Source organism: Pseudomonas sp. EL_65y_Pfl2_R96 (assembly GCF_963970905.1).
Taxonomy (GTDB): domain Bacteria; phylum Pseudomonadota; class Gammaproteobacteria; order Pseudomonadales; family Pseudomonadaceae; genus Aquipseudomonas.
Genome location: NZ_CAXAQH010000003.1, coordinates 129529 through 155564, shown reverse-complemented (window position 1 = coordinate 155564; position 26036 = coordinate 129529). Strand labels below are relative to the sequence as shown.

Annotated in this window: 15 protein-coding genes; 8 read left to right on the top strand and 7 right to left on the bottom strand. The window is 59.7% G+C overall.

From position 1 onward, the window contains the following. Positions 1 to 43: 43 nt before the first annotated feature. Positions 44 to 5623 (top strand): dermonecrotic toxin domain-containing protein, encoded by a 5580-nt coding sequence (locus tag AACY49_RS05125; RefSeq protein ID WP_339522076.1) that lies wholly within the window; start codon positions 44 to 46, stop codon positions 5621 to 5623. A gap of 137 nt (positions 5624 to 5760) precedes the next feature. On the opposite strand, the gene metE is transcribed toward AACY49_RS05125, so the two are convergent. Next, a complete protein-coding gene (gene metE / locus AACY49_RS05120) occupies positions 5761 to 8073 on the bottom strand; it encodes a 5-methyltetrahydropteroyltriglutamate--homocysteine S-methyltransferase (protein ID WP_339522074.1) in 2313 nt (770 codons plus the stop codon). Positions 8074 to 8183: 110 nt separating this feature from the next. On the opposite strand from metE, the gene metR reads away from it, so the two are divergent. Beyond that, complete coding sequence (metR, locus tag AACY49_RS05115; protein ID WP_258616935.1) at positions 8184 to 9101, top strand: transcriptional regulator MetR; 918 nt, start codon at positions 8184 to 8186, stop codon at positions 9099 to 9101. Between the two features lie 191 nt (positions 9102 to 9292). On the opposite strand, the gene AACY49_RS05110 is transcribed toward metR, so the two are convergent. From AACY49_RS05110 to AACY49_RS05095, 4 genes are all read right to left on the bottom strand, one after another. After that, a complete protein-coding gene (locus AACY49_RS05110) occupies positions 9293 to 9808 on the bottom strand; it encodes a GNAT family N-acetyltransferase (RefSeq protein ID WP_258699295.1) in 516 nt (171 codons plus the stop codon). A 2-nt stretch (positions 9809 to 9810) separates the two neighbouring features. After that, a complete protein-coding gene (locus AACY49_RS05105; protein ID WP_258699294.1) occupies positions 9811 to 10449 on the bottom strand; it encodes a LysE family translocator in 639 nt (212 codons plus the stop codon). A 23-nt stretch (positions 10450 to 10472) separates the two neighbouring features. Beyond that, positions 10473 to 10907, bottom strand: a complete 435-nt coding sequence (locus AACY49_RS05100; protein ID WP_339522064.1) for an NUDIX hydrolase — start codon at positions 10905 to 10907, stop codon at positions 10473 to 10475. A 121-nt stretch (positions 10908 to 11028) separates the two neighbouring features. Continuing rightward, the gene (locus tag AACY49_RS05095) at positions 11029 to 12408 is read right to left on the bottom strand and encodes an HD domain-containing phosphohydrolase (RefSeq protein ID WP_320393443.1); all 1380 of its coding nucleotides are present in this window, start codon (positions 12406 to 12408) and stop codon (positions 11029 to 11031) included. Positions 12409 to 12665: 257 nt separating this feature from the next. Here AACY49_RS05095 and AACY49_RS05090 point away from each other — a divergent pair, with 257 nt between their 5' ends. From AACY49_RS05090 to AACY49_RS05065, 6 genes are all read left to right on the top strand, one after another. Next, the gene (locus tag AACY49_RS05090) at positions 12666 to 14972 is read left to right on the top strand and encodes a GGDEF/EAL domain-containing response regulator (RefSeq protein ID WP_339522061.1); all 2307 of its coding nucleotides are present in this window, start codon (positions 12666 to 12668) and stop codon (positions 14970 to 14972) included. Then, positions 14969 to 16843: a putative bifunctional diguanylate cyclase/phosphodiesterase gene (locus tag AACY49_RS05085; RefSeq protein WP_339522059.1), complete on the top strand. Its 1875-nt coding sequence runs from the start codon at positions 14969 to 14971 to the stop codon at positions 16841 to 16843. The genes AACY49_RS05090 and AACY49_RS05085 overlap by 4 nt, the downstream gene beginning before the upstream one ends. Positions 16844 to 16887: 44 nt before the next feature. Further along, positions 16888 to 17847: a cytochrome-c peroxidase gene (locus tag AACY49_RS05080; RefSeq protein ID WP_320393440.1), complete on the top strand. Its 960-nt coding sequence runs from the start codon at positions 16888 to 16890 to the stop codon at positions 17845 to 17847. Further along, a complete protein-coding gene (locus AACY49_RS05075) occupies positions 17844 to 19655 on the top strand; it encodes a DAHL domain-containing protein (protein ID WP_339522055.1) in 1812 nt (603 codons plus the stop codon). The genes AACY49_RS05080 and AACY49_RS05075 overlap by 4 nt, the downstream gene beginning before the upstream one ends. Further along, positions 19652 to 21058 (top strand): ATP-binding protein, encoded by a 1407-nt coding sequence (locus AACY49_RS05070; RefSeq protein ID WP_339522053.1) that lies wholly within the window; start codon positions 19652 to 19654, stop codon positions 21056 to 21058. Before AACY49_RS05075 ends, AACY49_RS05070 begins: the two co-directional genes overlap by 4 nt. A gap of 285 nt (positions 21059 to 21343) precedes the next feature. Beyond that, complete coding sequence (locus AACY49_RS05065; RefSeq protein ID WP_339522051.1) at positions 21344 to 22963, top strand: FMN-binding glutamate synthase family protein; 1620 nt, start codon at positions 21344 to 21346, stop codon at positions 22961 to 22963. On the opposite strand, the gene AACY49_RS05060 is transcribed toward AACY49_RS05065, so the two are convergent. Further along, the gene (locus AACY49_RS05060) at positions 22941 to 24530 is read right to left on the bottom strand and encodes a glycosyltransferase family 39 protein (RefSeq protein WP_339522304.1); all 1590 of its coding nucleotides are present in this window, start codon (positions 24528 to 24530) and stop codon (positions 22941 to 22943) included. The genes AACY49_RS05065 and AACY49_RS05060 overlap by 23 nt on opposite strands. Then, complete coding sequence (locus tag AACY49_RS05055) at positions 24527 to 26035, bottom strand: glucosyltransferase domain-containing protein (protein WP_339522049.1); 1509 nt, start codon at positions 26033 to 26035, stop codon at positions 24527 to 24529. The genes AACY49_RS05060 and AACY49_RS05055 overlap by 4 nt, the downstream gene beginning before the upstream one ends. Between the last annotated feature and the right edge of the window lies 1 nt (position 26036).

Genomic DNA, 26036 nt, shown 5'->3' with positions numbered 1-26036 from the left:
CGAATGGAGTGGATCCACCGCTCCCCAACCGAGCCAAGTTGCCATGATCGATAGACTTCTTCCCGACCTCCCCTACCCGGCGCCGGTCGTAATACCGCCCTCATTCCCCCTACCGGACAACCCTGATGAAAGCCTGTTTCTGCATGCCTCGGCACGCTGGCGCGAGAGCAACCAAGGCATACGCGAGCTGTTTGCCGCGACGCCGGGCGTGCGAGACACCCTGGACCAACTGCTGAAACAGAAGCTGGATCTGGACGGGCAACAAGCCGGCTTGCTCTTCTTCGCCACGGATGAGCACCCGGAACGTTTTGTCAGCTTCACCGATGCCTGCGCCTTCGTCCTGCAACACCCGACGTTGGAGACGACACTTGATCAGCGCTGTCGAGTGACCGGCCTGAACCCGCCCCATTCCCTGTCGGCCCTGACACCGCTGCAAATGCTCGAACGGCTCAAGACCCTCAACCCGGAACAGGCGCACAGCGATCGCTGGCGAGCCTTTTGGGATCAGCGTGCCCCCGGCACGCCGGTATCGCGACGTGAACGGGCAGTGCAGCTTTACCGTGACCATATCGAGGCAGCCGCTCAGGTGGCATTTGCCCGGCGAACCGTGACGGCTGAACAACTCAAACCACTGCTGTTGATCATTGATCCGCCCCTCGAGGCCCTGAGTCTGAACAACCAGCCCATCCACACCGAGGAACTGGCCCTGGTGTTGAGCAACGACCGTAAAGTCAAACTCCCAGGCGCGTGGGTCATCAGCGCGGGAAATCCGGCAAGCGTCAGCCAATTGCTGTACCTACCCTGCCGGCCCACCGCAATCCAGGCCTTCAATCAACGCAGCGACATGCAAGATTGGCTGTCTCGACAAACACTCGTCTCGATGGGATTGCCCATCGATAACATCCGCTTTGAATACACCGCCAGAACCGATCCACTGGTCACGGGCATCAGCGATCTGTTTTCTGCTCGGCAGCAGGCGCAGATCACCGCTTTACGCAATGGAACTCGCGATAAACCCGGGCTGGCGGAGCATGGCGCTCAATCCCTCGTCCAGGCCAACCAGATTGATCGACAGCGCAGCAACGGAGTCGTTTTCGCCTCACCACCCATGCTTGAGAAACGGATCTCAACCGCCGATGGAGATACCGAGGCAGATGAACAACCCTTATTCGGCAGCCTGTATGCCGATATCCCCTGGCCCCAGCGTCAAGCTGCGCTGAACACACAGCGCGACGCACTCGAAACATGGTTGGAGGACGACAGCCAAACCGACCGCCAGCGAAATTTCAAAGACTCACTCAAGGCCCTGGAGACAGCTGAACAAGCCGCTGACACGGCCGCCTCCGCCCTGCTTTACCGGACGCGAACCCTGGACCTGACGACCTTCAACCGCGAATTCAGCGCACTCTACCAGGCACACAAGGACGGCCTGCAAGCCGAGGCCAGGCTTCAATTGGCTCAGAACCAGCTCGACAGCGATGAGTTCAACCTGCTCAAGGCTGTGCTGGACACACCCGCCGCGGCCGATCGCGATGCGGCCATCGTCGCAGCCAGCCTCTCGTTGTCGATGACCGAGCAAAATGGCGCCACGATCACCGTCCAGACCGAAGCGCTCAACGGTCCGTTTGTCATCACACGACCGGCCACGCTGCTGGACCCAAGCTCATCACACAGCCTTCTGCTCTATTGGCCAGGCAGCGGTGGAGGTTTGCAACGGTTCGCCAGCCGTCGGGAGCTGGAGCGGCAGGTGTTCAAGATTCAGGACCAGGACAAAATCCTGGCGTTGCAACTGAAAAAAATCGATACCGACCCTCTGCATTACAGCCTGAACGAACAGACCACTGACTACGAAGAAAAGGCAGGCCTCATACGTCAGCGCGCACAGCATGCCGACGAACTGGAAACCCTGCGCAAACAAACCCTCGCCGCCTTGCAGGTTCCGGTGCACGCGGCCAGAAGCCTGGTCTTCTCACATCTGCTGGAGCAAGACCGCAGCGCCACGCTGGCCTCCAGCCTGCCCGACTGGCTCAGCACATTGCCTGCAGACGACCGCGTAGGGCTCAAGGCTCTGATCGAAACATTCATCCCATCGATGCGCCGCAGCCACGAATTCCTGGCAATCGCGCTGGAACCACGGGACGACTTCACCCGGAAACACTTGCACGCCCGTTTGCGCAAAGACTTCTCAATCGAGGGCAGTTTCGAGGTGAAGCTCGATTTACCCGATTCGGTGAAATTGGAAAAACGAGCCGATCCAGCTCCCGGATATTCGGGCACCAGGCTCGTACCGGTTCCCAGTGTCACGCGCAGCAAAATGTCACTCGAAGAACTGGCCCAGCTTAATATCGACAACACCCCGTCGATGCAACTGGAACCCCTTTCACTACGATTGGGTTTCATGAAAGTCGAGGTCAGCACGGCAGATGAAACCGAGCGCCAGCGCCTGACGGCTGGCATCACCGTTCCCTACTTGAAAAAACTCCTGCCGGAACTGGATCTGCCCAAGGCCTACGAAAAACTCATCCGCGACACCTTCATGGGGGCGGTCGACGAGCCTGTTTTCGTGAAGGATCATCGCCGTGAATGCCTGATCGAGCCCTGGCGGGTGATGCTCAAGTTGCAGGGTGAATTCGCGCGCCTGCAAAGGCAGATCAGCCACGACGACTTGCAAGTCCTGGACATTGCCATCGACGCCAATACCCCTGAAGCCTGGCGCGCCGATCGCAAGCGCATCGTAATCCTGCCGGCCTACCTGAGCGCGGGGGGCAGCGACACGTCCAATCAAGGCCCCGCCACCTTATCCGGCGTGACCTTCATTCAAGAACAGATCAGCGGCATGACCCTGCTGTATCTGCCCGACAGCCCCGATAACCAGTTCCTGCGCCGTTACGACAACCTGGAAGCCGCGCGCAAGGCCCTGTTCAACCTGTGCGTGCAAGACAAGTGGGTCAGCTATCTGGCCGGCCGGGCTTTGGAGGGCAGCGTACGAGCCCATGAAAGCCGCATCAATCAGGCCGTGCTCCAACACTTCGATGCCATGATCGGTGTCGGCGTACGCTGGCCGGCGACCACATCGTTGGCCGCGCACCTGCTCGATGCCCATATGGGACGCCTGATCGAAGCCCATCGCGGCACGTCTCGCTCCAACGATGCGTTGTATATGGAGCGGTATGCCCTGAAAGGCCCGCGCGCGTTCAACTACCTGAAAATGGCCTTGGGGCTGCTGCCCTTTGTCGGTACCGCCTTCGCCCTCTACGATGCCTGGACTGCCGCGAATCAAGCGGTGGCAGCCTTTTTACGCGGTGACGTGGGTGACGGTCTGGCGGAGATCGAATCGGTGTTGTTGTCATTGATCGACGCGGCCATGGACCTGCTCCCCGGTGAGGCGGCATTCTCGGTGATGTCCAAGGGCGCTCGATCACTGACGCGTGTTCGCCAGCTTCGTGCGCTGGCCAGAAGTGTGTCAGCGCTGCAGGCGCCCTCTATGCGTCAGGCCCGGCACGTGGTCGCACGCTTCGCCGGTTACGAGTATGAACAACCGATTTCCCTGTCCGGGCTGCAACCAGCCACCCATGGCATTTACCGCAATATCTACCGCCATGCCGACGGTGACTTTATTGTCCGCCAGGGGCGCATTTTTCAGGTCGAACGAAGCAACGACTCACGCAACTGGCGTTTACGCGGTACCCGCCAAGTTACCTATAAACAGCCCATTGCCCTGGATGAAGCGGGTCATTGGGACACCTGGTTCGGCGTCCACGGGACGACCTTCGAAGGCGGCGGTCTTGGTGGTGGGCAGGTATTCGGGCACTTGGCCGATGCGCTCAACCCGATCTGGCCGCAAACCTTTCGCCAACGGTTGCCGCGCTGGTGGGCCGATCAGGCTTTTCGCCGTCATCATCAGTTGGCCGAAGCGGCCGATGACCTTGCTCGGCAACTCGAGACCCGGGGCGTGAAGAGCGATAGCGTGATCAACCAATACGGCGCCGCCACGGCTGAGAATCGCCCGGCGCTGATGCCTGCTGCCGAAGCCGCATGTGTCGGCGATATCGAATTGGCAGCCCGGCGTTACCAGACACTGGTTGATTTGCAGCCACTGACCCGTGGCAACAAACAACGTGCATTGATCGAGATGCAAAGCAAGACAGCCTGGCTGTTGACTGACCGGTACAGGCGCCGCGCACTTCACGCTTCACATAGTATCGCCCCCTTGACGAAACGGATTGACGACCTGACCCAGGAACTGGACAACTTGCCGAGCAATACGCTCACCCAACGTGTGAGCATACTGGAAGAAATCCGCACATTGCGTGTGGAGTACGTGCGCAAACTGGATCAGATGGAAGCGCTCAAGGGCGATGTCAATCTATGGTATGAACGCATTCGCATGAGATCGGACAAGGAACAAATGACGGCCCTTGTCGACGAGCTGAACACCAAACACAGTGAAGCCAATTTGCTTTATCTGAGAACCAGCCAACGGCTGGAAATCATCAAACGCTATGGCCGCACCAGCGATGTGTCCTGGTACTACCTGTTAGGACAGGCACAGGATCTTCGCGCCAAAGTCGATCGAGCCTTGTACACGCAATACAAGCTGCCAGAAGTCAGCGCGACCCGGGCACAACGCAATCAGGTCCTCCAGGACTGCCTCACGCTGTACACACAATTTCGTCGCGAGATGAAAATCTGGACCACCAGCTACCCGCAACACTTCCACTTGGATGAAGTTGAACCGCTGATGACCGGGATCGAAAAGATAGCCGAACGTGCCCGTAAAGGCATTATCGAACAGCCTGCCCCAACGGCACCTGCAGGGCAGGTCAGACAGAGAGTTTTCACCACCGAAGACGATCAATTGCTGATCGGGGTTGAGCGCTGGGAACCGACGACCCAGAGGCACCAATACGTCTCGACCGGCCGCGGGGGATACGAGGAAATCTGGGAGCAAGCCAGCAACGGCAAATTCCGCCTTTTGAACCCGCCAGACACGCAACCGGCGCCAGCGCCGGCTCAAATGAATCTCCCAGCGTTAGTGGCCGATGCGCGAATGCGCCTGGATGCCCAACCGACCTACCACGCCAGGGTTCAATCCTATGCCGAGCAGGACATGCTTCCGGTCGACCTGGAACACATGATGGTCAGCGAAGCCGACGAACTGACCCGCCGCGCTGATCGCATCCAGAACATGGCTGCGCAAGACCCTATCATTCAACAACTGCGCGACAAGGCCGGCGCACTCAAAACGACCGGACGAGCGATGCGTACCCGGCAGTCACTGACCAGCAGAAAACCCACGGATGGAATGCTCCAGGATCTGATCGACCAGAACGCGGTGGAGATCCGTAGAACCAAACCGATCAAAAACCTCGGCAAACGCAAGGACGGCCGCACCGACTATATGCAGGAATACGAAATCTGGGACCTGACGCTAACACCGGAGGAATTGCTGTGGTACGCCCACTTTCACTACTCCAGCGCAAAACCGGCAGTACGGCAATTCGAGAAAGCCCACTTGAAGCTGCCTGAGCACCGGTTTCTGACCCACGCTGACGATACCACCCTGCCCTACGCCGATATCGGCAAACGTTCGGCGGTAATTGCTCACTTCGAAAACCTCTGACGCCCGGCAATCCATGTGGGAGCGGGCTTGCTCGCGAAGGCGGTGGGCCAGGCAACATTGATGTCGACTGACACGTCCTCTTCGCGAGCAAGCCCGCTCCCACAGGTTCCACAACCCCAGCCCTTTGCGCGAGAGCTTTAAGCCAGTTGGCTACGCAACTGCCGCGCCGCCGCCACCATGTTCACCAAAGCGGCTTCCGTTTCCGGCCAGCCCCGGGTCTTCAACCCGCAATCGGGGTTGACCCACAACCGCTCGGCCGGAATCCGTTTAACGGCTTTGCTCATCAACTTGACCATCTCGGCCGTGTCCGGCACCCGTGGCGAGTGGATGTCATAGACGCCCGGGCCGATATCGTTCGGGTAATCGAAGGCTTCGAAGGCCTCCAGCAGTTCCATGTCCGAACGCGAGGTTTCGATGGTGATCACATCGGCGTCCATGGCGGCGATGGACTGGATCACGTCATTGAATTCGCTGTAGCACATGTGGGTGTGGATCTGGGTTTCATCACGCACGCCGGAGGCACTCAAACGGAAGGCTTCCACCGCCCAGTCGAGGTATTCCTGCCATTGCGCCCGACGCAGCGGCAGCCCTTCGCGGAACGCGGCTTCGTCGATCTGGACGATCTTGATGCCAGCGCTTTCCAGGTCGACCACTTCGTCACGCAGCGCCAGGGCCAGCTGCTGCGCCTGGATTTTGCGCGAGACGTCTTCGCGGGGGAACGACCACATCAACATGGTCACGGGACCGGTGAGCATGCCTTTCATGACCTTGTCGGTCAGGCTTTGTGCGTACGTGATCCAGTCGACGGTCATGGCCTTCGGGCGGCTCAGGTCGCCATAGATGATCGCCGGTTTCACACAACGCGAACCGTAGCTCTGAACCCAGCCGAAACGGGTGAACAGGTAGCCGTCCAGTTGCTCGGCGAAGTACTCGACCATGTCGTTGCGTTCGGCTTCACCGTGTACCAACACATCCAGGCCCAAGCGTTCCTGAACTTGCACGGCGTGGCGGATTTCACTGTGCATGGCGTCGGTGTAGTCGCTGGCCGACAGTTTGCCTTGCTTGAAGGCTTGCCGCGCCAGACGGATCGAGCCGGTTTGCGGAAACGAGCCGATGGTGGTGGTCGGGAAGGCCGGCAGTTTCAGCCGCGCTCGTTGTTGCTCGATGCGCTTGGCAAAAGGCGAGTGGCGCTGGCTGTCCGCCGCACCGATGGCGTCGATGCGTGCTTGCACTTCGGCTTTATGAATACGCGGTGACTCGGCGCGACCGGCCTGAATCGCACGGCTTTGGGCCAGGGCAGCTTGCACCTTGGGTGATTGCGGGTCGTTCAGGGCATCACGCAACACGGCAATTTCACCGCACTTTTGTACAGCGAAGGCCAGCCAGCTTTTCAGTTCCGGGTCGAGCTTGTCTTCGCGATCCAGGTCCACCGGGCTGTGCAGCAACGAGCAAGAACTGCTGACCCACAGGTTGTCGCCAAAACGTTCCTGCGCCGGTTGCAGTTGCGCAATGGCTTGCTCCAGTTCGCAACGCCAGACGTTGCGGCCGTTGACCAGACCTACAGAGAGAATCTTGTAGGTCGGCAGACGATCCAGCACCTGGCCGAGTTGATCCGGGGCGCGCACGGCGTCGATGTGCAAGCCTTGCACCGGCAGGCTGACCGCCAGACCGAGGTTGTCTTCCAGGCCACTGAAGTAGGTCGCCACGAGTTTTTTCAGCGGCGAGTATTGGAGGATGTGATAAGCGCGCTCGAAGGCGTTTTTCCAGGCCTGTGGCAGGTCGAGGGTCAGGATCGGCTCGTCGATCTGCACCCATTCCACGCCTTGGGCTGCGAGGCGGCCGAGGATTTCACCGTAGATCGGCAGCAGGCGTTCCAGCAAGTCGAGCTTGTCGAAGTCGTCCCCTTTGGCTTTGCCCAGCCAGAGGTAAGTCAATGGGCCGATGATCACCGGTTTGACGTTGTGACCAAGGGCCTTGGCTTCGTCGACTTCGTCGAACAACTGCTCCCAGCTCAGTTTGAACGGTTGGTCAGCGGTGAACTCCGGGACCAGATAGTGATAGTTGGTGTCGAACCACTTGGTCAGTTCCTGGGCGTATTGCGCCTTGGCATGTTCGCCGCCGCAGCAGGCCGCCGATGCGCCACGAGCCATGGCGAACAGGGTGTCGAGAGTCGGCAGGCCACGCGAGTCCTTGGCACTGTCGAAGCGCTCGGGAATCACACCGAAGGTCAGCGAATGAGTCAGCACCTGGTCGTACCAGGCGAAGTCGCCCACGGGCAGCAGGTCGATGCCGGCGTCTTTCTGCAATTGCCAGTGGGTGGCGCGCAGTTGGCGGCCGACGCTTTTCAGCGCGTCCTGACCGAGGTCGCCCTTCCAGTAGGCTTCGAGGGCTTTTTTCAGTTCGCGGTCTGCGCCGATGCGCGGGAAACCAAGTGTGTGGGCCAAGGCCATGGTGATAATTCTCCCTGTAAAAGATGGCCCTATTGTCGACAGCCAAGCCAACATGAGACAAACTCAACCTTTTCGTGTTGATCACAAGTTTTCCTCATGGAGCCCCCCCGGTGCTTGAAATCCGTCACCTGAAAACCCTGCATGCCCTGCGCGAAGCCGACAGCCTGGTGGATGCGGCCGACCGCCTGCACCTGACCCAGTCGGCGCTGTCCCACCAGTTCAAGGAGCTGGAAGAACGCATGGGCATGCCGTTGTTCGTGCGCAAGACCAAACCGGTGCGCTTCACCAGTGCCGGCTTGCGCCTGCTGCAACTGGCCGACGCCACTCTGCCGTTGTTGCGCGGCGCCGAGCGTGACATTGCGCGGCTGGCCGGTGGCACGGCGGGGCGTTTGCACATGGCCATCGAGTGCCACAGTTGCTTCCAGTGGCTGATGCCGACCATCGACCAGTTCCGCGATGCCTGGCCGGAAGTCGAGCTGGACCTAGCCTCCGGTTTCTCCTTCGCCCCGCTGCCGGCACTGGCCCGTGGCGATCTGGATTTGGTGGTGACCTCCGACCCGCTGGAACTGGCCGGGATCACCTATGTGCCGCTGTTCACCTATGAAGCCATGCTCGCGGTGGCGAACCAGCACCGCTTGGCGAGCAAGCCGTACATCGTGCCCGAAGATCTGCTCACGGAAACCTTGATCACCTACCCGGTGGAGCGCGATCGGCTGGACATCTTCACCCGTTTCCTGGAGCCGGCCGACATCGAACCGGCCCAGGTGCGCACCTCGGAACTGACGGTGATGATGATGCAACTGGTGGCCAGTGGTCGCGGCGTATGCGGCATGCCCCATTGGGCGTTGCATGAGTACAGCTCACGGGGTTACGTGAAGGCCAAGCGACTGGGGGAAAAAGGCTTGTTCGCAACGCTCTACGCCGGGATTCGCGCCGACATGCTGGATGCGCCGTACATGCGCGACTTTTTGCTGACGGCCAAGGACACGTCGTTTTCGACGCTGGATGGGGTTAGCGCCGTCCGCTGAACCTCGCAATGAAGAAACACGGAACGGAGCGGGAGCGCGAAGGCGGTTTCATATTCAACATGGATGTTGGCTGACCTGCCGTTTTCGCGAGCAAGACCGATAAACCTATACGGAGTGCCTGAAAACATGCGATTGCAGTTTTTGGGGTCGCTTCGCAGCCCAGCGGGAGCAAGCTCCCTCGCCACAAAATCTTAAACTTCAAGTTTTGGGGGGATCTCGCGCCACATGTGGATCTTGTCGAAGTAGTCTTCGCCGACCCTTACCGCCAACGGTTCCAGGCCGAACTGCACGAATCCACAGCGCTGATACAGCCTGAAGGCGGCTTCGTTGCCAGCGGTGACGGTCAGCTGGATCAGCCTCAGGCCCTGGTGGGTTTGCGCTTCGGCCAACGCGGCCTGAACCAGTTGGTAACCGAGCCCACGCTGGCGTACCTTGCCGGTCACGTACATGCCAAACAGCGTGGCCTTGTGCCGGGCCTTTTCCCGGGGTTCGAAGGCCAGGCCGACGATGCCCGCCAACTTGCCCTCCTCGAACGCACCAAGCACCACGTCCAGCTTGCTGGCCAGGCGCGATTCCCACCAACCCAACGGCATCGCCGCACGCTCACGCACGCTGGACGTGAACGCCTGAGGATGCTGGTCGTAGGCTTCAAGCATCAGCGCCCGATAATCCAGGGCGTGGCTGGCATCAAGCCGTTCAATCCACATGCTCAGACCGCTCGCCGCTGCTCAATCATCAACCGCACCGCCAGCCCGGACAGCACAAAGCCCATGAAGTAACGCTGCATCGCCAGCCAGTTCGGGTTGTTGACGAACCAGGACGCGATGCCCGCGGCGAACAGCGCGATCAGCAGGTTGACGCTGAAGCTCACACTGATCTGGGTCAGGCCAAGGATGATGCTCTGGGTGAACACCGAACCGTGCTCAGGGGTAATGAACTGCGGAAACACCGACAGGTAAAACACCGCGATTTTCGGGTTCAAAGCACTGGTGAGGAAGCCCATGGTGATCAGCTTGCGCGACGAGTCCGCCGGCAACTGCTGCGCCTCGAACGGCGACCGCGCACCTGGTTTGACCGCCTGCCAGGCCAACCATAGCAGGTACAACGCACCCGCCCACTTCAGCACTTCGTAGGCCACTGGCACGGCCATGAACACCGCGGTCAAACCCGCTGCGGCAGCGAACAGGTGTACTAGAAATCCCGCGACCACGCCCAGCAACGAAGTCACCCCGGCCTTGCGCCCCTGGCAAATTGAACGAGAAATCAGATAGATCATGTTCGGCCCGGGCGTGAGTACCATCAACAGCGCCGCTGCGGCGAAAATCAGCAAGTCTTGAAGCGGAATCATGGGCATCCTCCGTCCTTGGACGATCAGGCGGTTTCGATCAGTGAGGCTCGATAAAACGGCAAGATCAGGTCCCGTGTCAATGGCGCCAGGGTGATATCGCCGTCGGTAGCCGGATCGATCCAGCGCACCTCTTCGATTTCCGCCGCCGGGGAAACGTGCGAATCGATGGTCAGTTGAAAGAGTTCAGCCTGTACGACAAAACCCGGCTCGTTGGCGGCCGGTGCCGAAAATGTCCCCAGGTAAGCGGCGTGCGCCGGATCGATGACCAGCCCCAGTTCCTCTTCCAGCTCACGGGCAAGAGCGTGGACCGGTAGCTCGTGGGCCTCGATCTTGCCCCCCGGTTGCATGAACGCCAAGGTGCCGCGCTTGCGGACCAGCAAGGTGCGACCATCGGGGCCGATCAGCAGAGCGGCGGCAATGCGGATGATGCGGGGCGAAGCGACGGATGAAAGCGTCATGGATCAAGCTCGGCCTTGGATAAAAAGCGCAAGGATCACACGAGTGTCGGTTCTGCGTCACGCCGAAAAAGCATCTGCCGAGCGCAGTAAATGTGGGAACTTGTGTGGCGCCCACAGTTGATCAGTGCTGAGCCTGGAACACCTCTCCCACCTCGAGAAGTGCGGCCTCTACGTCCTCCGGCACTTTCACGAAAATACTGTACTTGGCACCCTCCATCGCCTCGAAAGCGATCAGCTTTTCCACCAGTGGCCCGTTCAACACCTTGCCGGCATTGAGAAGCAGCATGCCGTTGTCGGCATTCAGGTTGCGCGCCAGGATCATGCCCGCCAGCAGATCCCGGGTGGTCAGCACCTTGACCGTCGGATCGGCCAGCGTCACGTCACTCAGGTAAGCGGCGCAGACTTGAATGAAATCCTCCAGCAGTTCCGGGTCGTAGAGGCGACCGGCGTACTGACGGATATACACCAGGGCTTCATCGCTGTTCATCTGCCGTTCGAGGATCAGCCCGCGTTGCAACTCGATGAAGTCCACCGCCAGTTTCAGCAACCGCGAACCGAACGGAATCGCTTCGCCCTTGAGCCGGTCAGGAAAACCGCTGCCGTCCCAACGCTCCTGGTGGTGCAGGATCAGCCGGGCGGCATCCTTCATCGGATCGAGTGTCATCAACAGCGACTCACTCTGCTTCGGATAACCCCGATAGCGCTCGCGGTCATTGTGATGCAGCAGATCCGAAGGCGTACTCATCATGCTGTCGGTCCAGCTCAACTTACCGATGTTGTAGAGCGCCGCCGCCATGGTCAGGTCACGACTGCTGCCTTCGTCCAGGCCATGGCGTTTGCAGTACATCCGCACCAGTTCGATGATCTGTCGGTTGGTCTGCTTGGCGGGCGGCAGGCGCAGGTTGGCCAGCAACGAAAACACTTCGGTGCCGGTGACATAGCTGCGTTTGAGCTCTTCATAGGCCAGGTCGAGCATGTCGGCGGTCTGTTGCAGCTCGCTGGTGCGGGCCGCGACGTGTTTTTCCAGGGTGGTGTTGAGCTGCTTCAATCGCTCGTTCTGATCCCACGTCTCCTGCACCAGGCGCACCCGTTCACGCTCGGAGTGCTGATAGGCGAGTGATTGTCGCAACGTCAGCAGCATTTCCTCATCGTGCCAGGGCTTGCTGATGTAACGATGGATCTGACCTTCATTGATGGCTTTGATAATGGCCGCGGGCTCGGCATAACCGGTCAGCATGATCCGGAGGGTGTCGGGGTAGCGCTGATGCACGTGGGCCAGCAGCGTGGCGCCGTCCATATTGGGCATGCGCGTGTCACTCATCACCAGGTCAACCGGCCGCTGCGCCATGATTTCCAGGGCCTGGGCGCCGCTGGTGGCCAGCAGCACCTCGTAGGGCTGGCCGCGCAGCAGGCGGCGCAGGCTGTTGAGAATCGACTCCTCATCGTCGACCAGCAGTAACGTGGGTTTATCGGTCACAGTCGTGGGGAGTTGCTCTTCCATGGCATTACCTCAGGTGAAACCAGCCTCTTTATGTCGGGCGCGGGCAAACGTCCTCTGACTTTCCCTAGCCTGACCTACAGGCTAGATGATTTTCAGACCGACCCCGGAAATGATTCGTTTCGGGCAACCGGGCGAATTTCTGACCTGGCGACTATGCTCAGATCACTCGGATCCAAACGATGCCCGCTCCGTCCAGCGATCAGGGAAGGGATACCCTCTATGAGCTCACTGCACCAAACTGCTGTCGGTCCAGGCGCATGTCAGTGAATACGCTGCTTGCGCGGGCTAATCGTCGGATTCTCATCGTCGACGACACCGCGTCGATTCATGAGGACTTTGCCAAGATTCTCAGCCCGCCATCGAACGAAGACGACAGCCTGGCCAGCGCCGAAAACGCCCTGTTCGGAACCGCTGTGTCGGTATCGCCGCAAGGTTTCATCATCGATTCCGCGTTTCAGGGCCGCGAAGCGCTGGACAAGGTCGAGACCGCGCTGGCGAATGACTCTCCCTACTCGATGGCCTTCATCGACATGCGCATGCCGCCGGGCTGGGACGGCCTGGAAACCATCGAGCGCCTGTGGCAGGTCGATCCCAAGCTGCAAGTGGCGCTCTGCACCGCGTATTCCGACTATTCCTGGGAAGATATCGACGAGCGCCTGGAGTTGGGCGACCGCCTGCTGATCCTGAAAAAGCCCTTCGATGCCATCGAAATCCGTCAGATGGCCAGTGCATTGACTGCCAAGTGGCAAATGACCGAAGACGCGGCGCTGAAGATGTCCTTGCTTGAGCAAGCGGTCGAAGAGCGCACCCGGGAGCTGTCCGACGCCAACATCATCGTGCAGAACAGCCCGACCATTCTGTATCGACTACGGGGTGAGCCGTCGTTTCCGCTGATGTACATCTCCCACAACATCACCAAATACGGCCACGTCGCGGCGGCCCTGGTGGCTTCGTCCAACTGGGCTCAGGAGCTGATCCACCCCGACGATCAAGAGAAAGTCGACACGGCCATGGCCCGGGTGCTGGATCGCCATGCGGCGGGTGCTTCCATCGAATTCCGGATGCGCACCGGCGACGGTGACTGGCGCTGGGTCGAAAACCGCTATATCCCGGTGCGCGACGATGAAGGCCGCTTGCTGGAAGTCGAAGGCATCATCATCGACATCACCGAACGCAAACAGGCCGAGGAAAAAATCGCCCTGCTGGCCCGTACCGACGGGCTGACAGGGCTGGCCAACCGCGCAACGCTGATCGAGCGGCTGCACCAGGCGTTCGCCGCCGCCCGGCGCGGGGCCACACCGTTCGCCATGTTTTACCTGGATCTGGATCACTTCAAACGCATCAACGATACCCTCGGTCACCCGGTGGGCGACCTGTTATTGCAGGAGGTCGCCCGACGCATAAAAGGCTGCGTGCGGGAAAACGACGTGGTCGCCCGCCTGGGTGGCGACGAGTTCGCGATACTGCAACTGGACGTCAGCGATCCGACCCACTCCGCGGCCCTGGCCGCCAAGGTCCGTGATGCGTTGGTGCTGCCCTACTCCCTGGCCGGCAATGATGTGCGGGTCTCGGTCAGCATCGGTATCAGCAGCTACGCCCCGATCAGCCTCAGCGCCGACAGCCTGTTGACCCAAGCCGACATGGCGCTGTACCGCTCCAAGGAAAAGGGCCGCAACCAGTACCACTTTCACTCCGAGGAGATCAATCAGGAAGTGGTCGAGCGCATGACCATCGCCAACGACTTGAAAACGGCCATCGAACACAACCAACTCGAACTCAGTTACTGGCCGGAAGTGGACTTGAGCAGTGGCAAGATCCTCGGGATGGAAGCCCAGGTCAGCTGGAATCACCCCCTGCGCGGTTTGCTGGAAGCCCCGGCGTTTCTGCCTGCGGCGGAAAAGACCGGCACCATCGTCGCCCTCGGTCACTGGGTGCTGGATCACGCCTGCCGGCAAATGCGCCAGTGGCGAGACGAAGGCATGGCGCCACCGGTGGTGGCGATAAAACTGTCCCTGGCTCAGCTCAAGAGTGGTCCCGAGCTGATCTACGACGTACTGCGTACCACCGCGCGCTGGGAACTGTGCCCATGGGACCTGCGCTTCGACGTCACCGAAGCGACCCTGGCCCAGACCAAGTGGACCCACAACGATGTACTGCCGCGCCTGCGTGAACTGGGGGTGAAGATTGCCATCGACGACTTCGGCACCGAATACTCTTCGTTCGACTACCTCAAGACTTACCAGGTCAATCACCTGAAACTCGCTCAGGCGTTCATCGACACCGCCGCTCACGACGCGGCCAGCGCCACCACCTTGCGGGCCATCATCAATTTCGCCCGCGACGTCGGGATCGGCATCATCGCCGAAGGCGTCGAAACCCAGGAGCAGCGCACTTCGCTGATGGCCACCGGCTCACCGATGAACGCCCAGGGTTACTACTTCAGCAAAGCGGTCAGCAGCCAGCAAGCCGCCGAGTTGCTGAAGGCCGGGAGCATCGTGCATGCGAACCTTGGTCCCGGATCAATACCGGGCGATTCGCGGCGTGCCACGGAGGACAAGGAATGAAGACTTCGTTCGTCCAGGCCAATCGGCGCATCCTGATCATTGACGACACACCCTCGATCCATCAGGACTTTCGCAAGATTCTCGGCGCCGAGACCGACGATGAACAAACTCTGGCCGGTACTGAAGCGGCGCTGTTTGGCAGCCAGCAGCCAACTCGGCCGACGTTCCAGCTCGACTCCGCCTACCAGGGCCAGGAAGCGCTCGAACTGGTCAATCGCGCCCTGGCCGAAGGCCGCCCTTATGCCCTGGCGTTCACCGACATGCGCATGCCGCCAGGCTGGGACGGTCTGGAAACCATCGAACGACTCTGGAAGGCTGATCCTCATCTGCAAATCGCGCTGTGCACCGCCTTCTCCGATTACACCTGGGAAGCCATGGCCGAACGGCTGGAATTCGGTGATCAGTTACTGGTGCTGAAAAAACCCTTCGACAGCCTGGAAATCCGCCAGATGGCCAGCGCCCTGACCTGGAAATGGCAGATGGCGCAGGACGCGGCGATGAAAGTGCTGAGTCTGGAGCAAACCATCGAAGCCCGGGTCCACGAACTGCTCAAGGTGTCTCACCTGTTGCAGTACGACGTGTTGACCGAGTTGCCCAACAGCACCTTGCTGGGTGACCGGCTGAACCAGTCCCTTGCCCTGTCCAGACGACATGACAAACAACTGGCGGTGATGTTTCTGGGACTCGATCGCTTCAAACGCATCAACAATGCGTTGGGTCATCCCACCGGTGACGAGATGCTCAAACGGGTCGGGCAAAGCCTGGTCGCCAACGTGCGCGCGTCCGACTCGGTGTTTCGCTACGGCTCCGATGAATTTGTGGTGATCCTGGCTGACATCCACCACCCCCAACAGACCAAGAGCATCGCCGAAAAAATCTTGAACGCCATACGCGCGCCCCAGCACGTCGCCGGTCACGACCTGAGCGTGACGGCCAGCCTGGGCATCAGCATCTACCCCGATGACGGTTTCGATGCCATTGCACTGATCAAGAAAGCCGAAACCGCCATGCGCAACGTCAAGGAAAGCGGCCCGAACGATTTCAGCTTTTTCATCGATGAGATGAACCAGCGCGCCCGGGAACAGCAGACCATCGAATCGGGCATTCGCCTGGCGCTGGAACGGGACGAATTTGTCCTGCACTACCAGCCCAAACTCGACCTGGGCAGCGGCAAGGTGGTCGGCGCCGAGGCGTTGATCCGCTGGAAAAAACCGGGGCAAGGCTGGGTCTTCCCTACCGACTTCATCGGCGTGGCCGAAGACAGCGGCTTGATCGTACCGTTGAGCAAATGGGTGCTGGCCCAGGCCTGTCGGCAAGCCTGCGCCTGGCAAGCGAACGGTCTGCCGAAGATTTCTATGTCGGTGAACGTGTCGGCCATCGATTTCCGTCAGCGGGATTTTGTCGAAGGCATCGAACAGATACTCAAGCAAACCGGTATGGAACCGGCCTTGCTGGAGCTGGAAATCACCGAAGGCGTTTTGATGCAAAACGTCGAGGCCACCATGGTCGCGCTGAACCGGCTCAAGGCATTGGGCGTGCGGCTGGCCATCGATGACTTCGGCACCGGGTATTCCAGCCTGAGTTATTTGCAACGGTTTCCCATCGATGTGCTGAAAATCGACCAGTCGTTCATTCGTGGCCTGAGCCGTGACAGCAACGACGCGGCCCTGGTCAGCGCCATCATCAGCCTGGGCAAGAGCCTGAAACTGACCGTCATTGCCGAAGGGGTGGAAACCCTCGAACAACTGAATTTCCTCAAGGCCCTCCAGTGTGAGGAAGGCCAGGGTTACTACTTCAGCAAAGCCGTGGAGCCGGATGCCTTCGTGCAATATTTGACGTCCGTGAAACCCGCGCCATCCGCCGCCACATGAGCGACGTGCAACGACACTCAGGCCATCAGCCAAGGGATTATATGATGTCGCGCTCCTTCTACTACCTGCTTCTCGCGCCTCTACTCGGATGTTGTCTGATGGCCAATGGCGAGCCGCTGGACGAACCGCTCAAACCCTTGCCCGCGGTGCCCCAGCAGAATCCCTTGCAAGTCGAACTCGGTCGCCGCTTGTTCAACGAGCCACGCCTGTCGGTCAACAACCGCCTGTCCTGCGCCAGTTGCCATCGCCTGGAAATCGGCGGTGCCGACGACAAGGCGTTGTCTGTCGGCTTCAAAGGCGATCCCCTGACGATCAATACCCCCAGCGTGTTCAACTCAAGCCTGAACTTCCGGCAATTCTGGAACGGGCGCGCCGACACCCTGGAAACACAGGCCCACGAAGTGGTGCAGAGCCCCAGCGAAATGGGCAGTCATTGGGAGCATGTGGTCGAAGTGCTGTCCGCCGACCCTGATTACAAAAGCGCTTTCACCAAGGCCTACCCGGACGGCGTGACCATGAACAACGTGCAAAATGCCCTGGCCACCTACGAGCGCACGCTGATCAGCGCCAACTCGCGTTTCGACCAGTACCTGCTGGGCAACACCGAGATTCTCACGACCGAAGAAAAGTACGGTTACCAACGCTTCAAGGACTATGGCTGCATTGCCTGCCATCAGGGGGTGAACATCGGCGGCAACATGTTCCAGAAATTCGGGGTCATGGGCGATTACTTCCAGGCTCGAGGCAATCCCACCGAAGCCGATCTGGGCCGCTATCTGGTCACCCAGGCCGAGGAGGACCGCAACGTGTTCAAGGTTCCGAGCCTGCGCAATGTCGCCGTGACCGCACCGTACTTTCATGACGGCTCGGCAAAAACCCTCGAAGAGGCGGTCGACGTGATGTTCAAGTTCCAGCTCGGTCGTGTGCCCTCTGACCAGGACAAGGCCCTGATCATCAAGTTTCTCAAGACCCTGACCGGTGAATGGGGAGGCAAGCCGTTATGAAAATATCGCCCCGTCTCAGCCTGCTGTTGCTCACCTGCGTCGCCCTGCTGCTCGCCTCGATACTGCTGTTCCTGTACTTGCAGTCCAACTCGGGCCAGGCCTCGACCTATACCGAGTCCCGGGACCTGATCCGCCACATGAAACAGCTGAACGCCCAATGGGAAACCGAAATCCTCAAGTCCAGGATTGCCATCACGCATAACTACGATCCGTTGGTCTCGCCCCTGACCGAGCTGACAGGTCGGTGGGAGCAATTCGACAAGCTCGAAACGGCTAATGGTCGCAAGGACGCGCCGGTGTGGAAGGCCAGTCATGAAGCTTATCTGGCGACCATCAAGGAAAAGACCCGACTGGTGGAGCAGTTCAAATCCCATAACGCTGTGCTGCGTAACTCCCTGGCATTTTTACCGACCGCCGAAGACGATATCCAGGGCCAACTGGCCGCTCTGCCGGACGAAAACAAACTGCGGTTGCAGAACATCGCCACCGACACCTATGACTTGTTGCTCAGCAGCCTGGAGTTCGCCCAGGTGACCTCGGACGACAAGGCCGCCCAGATTCTGGTGGGTTTGAACAAACTGGACGTGAACAAGGAGCGATTGCCGGAACAGTTTCACAGCCCGATCACGATACTGAGCAACCATATCGCGCTGATCCTGCGTGAACAGCCCATCGTCAATCGGCTGCTCGAGAACATCGCCGCCATCCCGGTGGCGGAACGCCTCGATGACATCAATGGCCTGCTCAATCAGGATCAACAACGCACCGACTCCATCAACCAGCGCTACCACTTGTTCATGCTGGTGTTTTCCACGCTATTGGTGCTGTTGCTGCTGTATATGGCGATTCGCCTGATGCGCAGTTTCACGGTGATCAATCGCGTCAACAAAGCCCTGCAGACCGCCAACGACGTCCTCGAACAACGGGTCGAAGAGCGCACCCGCGAACTCAAGGACACCCAGAGCGAACTGCTCGACACCGCGCGCCAGGCCGGCATGGCCGAAATCGCCACCAATGTGCTGCACAACGTCGGCAACGTACTCAACAGCGTGAACATCTCGGCCGACCTGGTCACCCGCAAACTGCGTAGCAGCAAGGCCCTGGGGCTGGGCAGGGCGATGCAGCTGATCAACGAACATCAAAGCGACCTGGGCACCTTTCTGACCCAGGACGAGAAAGGAAAACTGCTGCCCGGCTACCTGAATCAACTGGTGGACGCCATCGCCCTCGAACAGCAAGGCATGGCCGACGAGCTCGCCCAACTGAGCAAGAGCGTCGACCACATCAAGGACATCGTCGCCACCCAGCAATCCTACGCGGGAGCCGGCAGCCTGATGGAACCGCTGCACATCAACGAACTGCTGGAGGACGCCCTGCGCATGAACGCCGGCGCCCTGACCCGGCATCACGTCACGGTGGTCAAGGAGTACGGCGACGTGCCGCAGGTCATGGGCGACAAGCACCGCTTGTTGCTGATTCTGATCAACCTGATCAGCAACGCCAAGTACGCCATGTCCGACCTCAGCAACCGACAGCGGCAAATGACCCTTGGGGTAAAAGTCGTCGAGGGCACGATCCTGCAAATCAGCGTCAAGGATGACGGCGAAGGCATCGCGCCGGAGAACATGACGCGGATCTTTGCCCACGGCTTCACGACCCGCAAGGAAGGTCACGGCTTCGGCCTGCACAGCTGCGCCCTGGCCGCGATCGAGATGAACGGCCACCTCACCGTCCACAGCGACGGGCCGGGCAAAGGTGCCCTGTTCACCTTGCAGATCCCGCTCAAACCCGTAACGGTGGAAGCATGAGCGAGCATTTGAACCGACGCATTCTGCTGATCGATGACACGCCGTCCATCCATGAAGACTTTCGCAAGATCCTCACCCCGATGTCGGCGCAACATGCAGAACTGGACGAAATGGAGGCCGCGCTGTTCGGCAGCGAAGTAAAATCCGCCAGCGCTCTGTTCGAACTGGATTCGGCTTATGGCGGCCAGGAGGGGCTGGGCAAACTTATCCAGGCATTAAAGGAAAACCGCCCTTACGCCCTGGCCTTCGTCGACATGCGCATGCCTGAGGGCTGGGACGGTGCACAGACCATCGAACACCTGTGGCACGAAGACCCGCAACTGCAAGTGGTGGTGTGCACCGCCTATTCCGACTATTCCTGGGATGAACTGCTGGACCGCTTGCAGGCCCACGATCGCCTGCTGATCCTGAAAAAACCGTTCGATAACATTGAAGTCCAGCAGATGGCCAACACCCTCCTCACCAAATGGGACATGACCGAACGGGCTTCCATTCAGATGAGCCATCTGGAGCATCTGGTAGACCAGCGAACGACCCAGTTCAAACAGGCCAGCGAGGCGTTGCAGCGGGAAATAGACGAGCGTAAACAACTGGAAAGCCAGTTGGTGCAGTCGGAAAAGCTCGCCTCTCTGGGGCAACTGGCAGCGGGCGTCGCCCATGAAATCAATAACCCCATCGGCTTCATTTCCTCCAACCTCGGTGCCCTCGATGGCTACTTCAAACAACTGCAGGAAATGCTCGATGCCTATCGAGGGGCGGAAACGGCCATTGCTTCAAGCGAAGTCATCGACCGTCTCGGCCAGTTGCGCGAACGGATCGAACTGGACTTTCTGCGCGAGGACATTCCGCTGCTGATCAAGGAGTCCAAGGACGGGATCAACCGGGTCGGGCAGATCGTCAAAGACCTGAAGGACTTCTCCCGCGTGGACTCCAATCAGGAATGGCAGTGGGCCAATCTGCAACAGGGCATCGAGTCGACCCTGAACATCGTCGCCAATGAACTCAAGTACAAGGCCGATGTGGTGAAGGAGTATCAAGACCTGCCCGACATCGAATGCCTGCCGTCGCAAATCAATCAGGTGATCATGAACCTGATCGTCAACGCGTCTCAGGCCATGGGGCCGGACCGGGGCACCATCACGTTGCGCACCGGGTTTGAAGGCGAAACGGTGTCGATCGAAGTCGAGGACACCGGATCCGGCATCGAACCGGACAGCCTGCAAAAAATATTCGACCCGTTCTTCACCACCAAACCGGTGGGCCAGGGGACGGGGCTCGGGTTGTCCCTGTCCTATGGCATCGTGAAAAAACACCAGGGCGACATTTCGGTACGTAGCGAAGTCGGGGTGGGCACCACGTTTCGGGTCCGGTTGCCGGTGCGCCAGACAAAAACAGCGGCCTGAACACCTGGCAAAATGTGGATCAAATCCCGGCCCGAGCTGTTTTCGTTATTTCTCCAGGCGCAGAATGCCTGACAACCCTGTTCTGGCACAGGAGATCTCTGTGGCGAGGGAGCTTGCTCCCGCTGGATCGCGAAGCGATCCCAAAACAGGCAATGCGTTCAGTCAGACAAACCCCGTCAGTAGGTTTTGCGACTGCTGCGCAGCCGAGCGGGGGCAAGCCCCCTCGCCACAAAAACCTGTATGCCACTGCCCTACAATTACCGAGTCCGAACCCAAGGAAACCGTATGAGCCTGTCACTCCTGAGCCGCTACGCCTTCTTTGCCGTCTGCGTGATGTTTACCCTCGCCAGCCTGCCCTTTCTGGAATACGACTGGCTCTGGCCGTTCACCGCCGTCACCGGCATCCTCAGCCTGATAGGCCTGTTCGACCTGCTGCAAAGCCCCCACGCCGTGCGCAGAAACTACCCGATCCTGGGCAATATTCGTTATCTGGTGGAGGGCATTCGCCCGGAAATCCGCCAGTACCTGCTCGAGTCCGACAGCGATGCCCTGCCCTTCTCCCGGGCCCAGCGCTCACTGGTGTATTCGCGGGCCAAGAATGAAAGCGCCGACAAACCTTTCGGCACGCTGATCGATGTGTATCAGTCGGGTTTCGAATTCATCGGCCACTCGATGCGCCCGGCGCCGTTGAGCGATCCAAGCGGTTTTCGCGTAACGGTCGGTGGCCCGCAGTGCACCCAGCCGTACTCGGCGTCGGTGTTCAACATCTCGGCCATGAGCTTCGGCTCCCTCAGCGCCAACGCCATTCGTGCGTTGAACCAAGGCGCCAAACTCGGCAACTTCGCCCATGACACCGGCGAAGGCAGCATCAGCGCTTATCACCGGGAGAACGGCGGCGACCTGACCTGGGAACTGGGCAGCGGCTACTTCGGCTGCCGCACCGCCGATGGCCGCTTCGATCCGGAACGCTTCGCCGCCCAGGCACAGACTCCGCAAGTGCGAATGATTGAAATCAAGATGAGCCAAGGCGCCAAACCCGGCCATGGCGGGATCCTGCCCAAGCACAAGGTCACCAAGGAAATCGCCGAAACCCGCGGCATCCTGATGGGCGAAGACTGCATCTCACCGTCGCGCCACAGCGCGTTTTCCACGCCGATCGAACTGATGCACTTCATCGCGCAACTGCGCGAACTGTCCGGCGGCAAACCGGTGGGCTTCAAGTTTTGCCTGGGCCACCCGTGGGAATTCATGGGCATCGCCAAGGCCATGCTGGAAACCGGCATCCTTCCGGACTTCATCGTCGTCGACGGCAAGGAAGGTGGCACCGGCGCCGCACCGGTGGAGTTTACCGACCACATCGGTGTGCCGATGCGCGAAGGCCTGTTGTTCGTGCACAACACGCTGGTGGGCCTGAACCTGCGAGACAAGATCAAACTCGGCGCCAGCGGCAAGATCGTCAGCGCCTTCGACATCGCCAGCGTTCTGGCCATCGGCGCCGACTGGGCCAACTCGGCGCGCGGCTTCATGTTCGCCATCGGCTGCATCCAGTCGCAAAGCTGCCACACCAACAAATGCCCGACCGGCGTCGCCACCCAGGACACCCTGCGCCAACGCGCGCTGGTGGTTCCGGACAAGGCCCAGCGCGTGTTCAACTTCCACCGCAACACGCTCAAAGCCTTGGCCGAAATGCTCGCCGCTGCCGGGTTGGAACATCCTTCGCAATTGTCGGCCAAGCATCTGGTGCGGCGCATGTCGGCCACAGAGATCAAACTGTTCTCGCAGTTGCATGTGTTCCTCAAGCCAGGCGAATTGCTCACCGGAGAAGTGAATGGCGAGTTTTACTCGCGGATGTGGCAGATGGCGCGGGCGGACAGTTTTGAGCCTAATGAAGCGGCGGCTGCGTAGGACGTGTTTGCGCGCCAACCTCAGGGGTTGGCGCGTCCTCCAGGATGAACAAGCGGGCTTCACTGTCCCCTTCCCTTAGCGTCTGCGCCTGTTTCCAGTGTTTGGGAAACAAGGCGTCATGTTCAGGACGAGCGTAGCCCGTGACCCACCAGACTCGCCTGGCATTCAGTTTCAGGGTCGAAAAATCGTTGAAGAAAATCGAGTGCAGGTGACGGGGGATGAGTGCCCAACCGCCATATTCGGCGGTTCCCCAAAGGGTGCCTGTCGGTGCTTTGAAGACGTATAGCCTCGGCTGGATGCCTGTCGAGTTGTAGTACGTGAACGGCAAGTACCAATACAGGTTATCCACAATGATCTCGTCACCCGGACGGACTTCGCGACCGAGAGCCGCGACCACGGCGTCCAGCCTCGCGTCTTTGCGAATGCTTGTCCCGTTCATCTCATCCGTTTGTGCGTAAACCGCCGAAAGCCCGTGGACTTCTGCCCACACAATAAAAACCAGGGCGACAGCGGCAAGGGCGGCGTGGCGTTGGCCCCATGTGTCCAGCGCGAGCGCAACGATAAGGGGCAACGCAGTGGCTGCGAACACCAGGTATCTGGCGTTGAAAACCGGAACGATCAGCGACACCAGAAACACGGTCAGTACCGGCACAAAAAAATAGCCCACCAGCAAGACGCTGAAAGGTCGCTCATTGCGTGCCTTGAGCAGCACCGCAGCGGCGCAAACAATGATCAAAACCAAGGGTGTCATGCGCCATAAGTCACTGGCTGCCCCCTCCATCACCACAAGTTGCCAAACGAAAGTCAGCACCGTCCGCCAAGTGAGTGGCGGTATCCATTCGAGCCCGTCCATTCGCAGCAGGTGCCGGATGAGAGGCGGTATCCACGGCAGGTACAACACAACGATCGCACTGTTGGCCAAGATCCACGCACGAACAGGTACCGTGCCTTGGGCCTTGCGCTCTAGCCACCAAAAAAGCCAATGCACCAACACGCCCAACGCAGCGAAGTAATGCGTGTAGAACGCAGCCGTCATCAGCAGCACGTAAAAGACCGGATAACGTTTTTGATCCGCTGCCCTGACCCAGCACACCAACGCCACGGTCGCGCCCATCAGCCAAAAGCCGAGCAAGGTGTACATTCGCACTTCCTGGCTGTAGCGCACCGATATCGGTAGCAATGCCAACAACAATGCCGCGATCCAGATTGCTCTTCGCGTGGCCACCAGACTCATCAATTTCATGCACAGCAACAGCGTGCCGACATCGGCCAGTGCACTCAGGGACCGCGCAGACAACACGCCATTACCGAACAACAACATCCAGAAATGCAGCAAGGCATAGTAAAGCGGCGGATGAACATCCCGAGCCGTCGAGGCCCAGATAGACCCAGGCGAGCCCTCGGCCAGCAGTATGCTGTAGGCCTCGTCGTACCAGATGACCGGCACGGTGATGGCGTGAAACCTCGCAAACAACGCGATCACCAGCACCGCCAGCAGACCTGCCCCGTCGGCAACCCGGGATGGAAAGCGTTTGGGACAGGTCGAAGAGGCACTCACCGGCTTCACCACGCAAGCGCGGTGATCGGAGTCGGCTCTTTCATCACGATGAAACCGTAGTCACCCAACAGATAGAGACTGTAGAACTTGCTCTCCACCAGCGGCGGATAACCCTGGTAACCCACCAGTGTCGCGTTGCGCCGCTCCCTCTCCGCGACCACGTTGGTGATGCCTGCTTTCGGCAGGTTTTCCGCCAGCATGTAGAAATTGATGTTCAGCAGATAATGCAAAACCGGCATCTGCTTGAACGAGCCCGCAGCCTCCACCAACCAGTGATCGGAGTAACTCACCGACATGTAAATGCGCTTGGCCTCGCGCAATTGCCGATGGGACGCAATGTCATGCCCCAGGGAAAACAACGCGCTGGATGCAAAGGTGTTCTGCACTGTCAGCACGCGGCCATAAGCGTAGGACAGCGAAAGCATGGCCAGCAGCGGAACCACCAGCAACATCGTCAGCCGCTCTTGGATGGACGTCAGCGCCAGATGGCTCAAATAGAACAGCAGCACCAACAGCACCGCGAAACCCATCAAGGTTCTGGCGCCTTCATTGAAGTCGCGGAAAAACAGCGCGGCCCCCGACACCAGCAAGGTCACGACCGGCACGGTCAGCACGCAGACCAGCCCCATCACGACTTTTCTCAGCGCCGCGTCCTGGCGTTCGATCACGTTCCTGGCCAGACGTACGCTACCCGCGATGGCACACAGCAGCAGCGCGGCGAACACCCAGGCGAATCCGCCGTGAAACAACAGCACGACTTTTTCCAGCACGCGGCCGATGTTGATTTCAACTTGCAGCCAGGGCGCCGCCGCCCAGTTCAGCAACAAGGCGCGATTCTGATTCATGTACGGATAGGCCGTGACGCTGTAGATCAACCCGCCGAGCCCCGCCTGGGCGATTTTCCAGCCGATCAACTCGCACCACTGTGGCCAGGTCCACTTGTCATACGCGCCCCGGAGCAGTTCCAGGCAACACAGGCCCAGAAACACATTCAAGCTCACCTGATAGAGCCCCAGCGCCAGCGCAATCAGGAAGGCCGGCACCAGCCATTGCAGAATGCGCGAGGCGTGACGAAACGTGATTGCATAGATCACTGCCACCAGGCTCAAGGCAATGGCCGGCCCGTCGTATTGATACGACAGGTTCTGCAGGAAGAACGGGTTGTACCAGAGCGGCAACACCACCAGGCAGCGGGACATCGTCGGCTGCGGGTAGTAATGGAACGTCAGGCTGGTCAGCGCAAAAGCCATGGCCAGCGTGGCGATCAACAGCGGCAACGGAAAGATGTTCGGCGCGGCATCGCTGAAAGTCAGCAGGTTGTAGAACAGCTCGGTGAACAATCGCCCCTGCCCTGCCCAGGCAGTACCGGCCGACAGCGAGCGCCAGTTGTCATCGATGTAGGGGTAGTCCGCGAGGATCAGCGGAATGACATAAACCAGGGTCGCGATCTGAAAAAACAGCCAGACCCGACGACGCCCGAGTTCACTGCTGAACACATCGCTCAATCTGCCCATG

Bases quoted from the DNA above. Each gene is read 5' to 3' on its own strand.
- AACY49_RS05070 (WP_339522053.1), top strand. From the start codon at position 19,652: ATGAGCGAGCATTTGAACCGACGCATTCTGCTGATCGATGACACGCCG.
- AACY49_RS05105 (WP_258699294.1), bottom strand. From the start codon at position 10,449: ATGATTCCGCTTCAAGACTTGCTGATTTTCGCCGCAGCGGCGCTGTTG.
- AACY49_RS05110 (WP_258699295.1), bottom strand. From the start codon at position 9,808: ATGTGGATTGAACGGCTTGATGCCAGCCACGCCCTGGATTATCGGGCG.
- AACY49_RS05055 (WP_339522049.1), bottom strand. From the start codon at position 26,035: ATGGGCAGATTGAGCGATGTGTTCAGCAGTGAACTCGGGCGTCGTCGG.
- AACY49_RS05095 (WP_320393443.1), bottom strand. From the start codon at position 12,408: ATGGAAGAGCAACTCCCCACGACTGTGACCGATAAACCCACGTTACTG.
- AACY49_RS05080 (WP_320393440.1), top strand. From the start codon at position 16,888: ATGTCGCGCTCCTTCTACTACCTGCTTCTCGCGCCTCTACTCGGATGT.
- AACY49_RS05090 (WP_339522061.1), top strand. From the start codon at position 12,666: ATGTCAGTGAATACGCTGCTTGCGCGGGCTAATCGTCGGATTCTCATC.
- AACY49_RS05085 (WP_339522059.1), top strand. From the start codon at position 14,969: ATGAAGACTTCGTTCGTCCAGGCCAATCGGCGCATCCTGATCATTGAC.
- AACY49_RS05065 (WP_339522051.1), top strand. From the start codon at position 21,344: ATGAGCCTGTCACTCCTGAGCCGCTACGCCTTCTTTGCCGTCTGCGTG.
- AACY49_RS05125 (WP_339522076.1), top strand. From the start codon at position 44: ATGATCGATAGACTTCTTCCCGACCTCCCCTACCCGGCGCCGGTCGTA.
- AACY49_RS05100 (WP_339522064.1), bottom strand. From the start codon at position 10,907: ATGACGCTTTCATCCGTCGCTTCGCCCCGCATCATCCGCATTGCCGCC.
- AACY49_RS05075 (WP_339522055.1), top strand. From the start codon at position 17,844: ATGAAAATATCGCCCCGTCTCAGCCTGCTGTTGCTCACCTGCGTCGCC.
- metE (WP_339522074.1), bottom strand. From the start codon at position 8,073: ATGGCCTTGGCCCACACACTTGGTTTCCCGCGCATCGGCGCAGACCGC.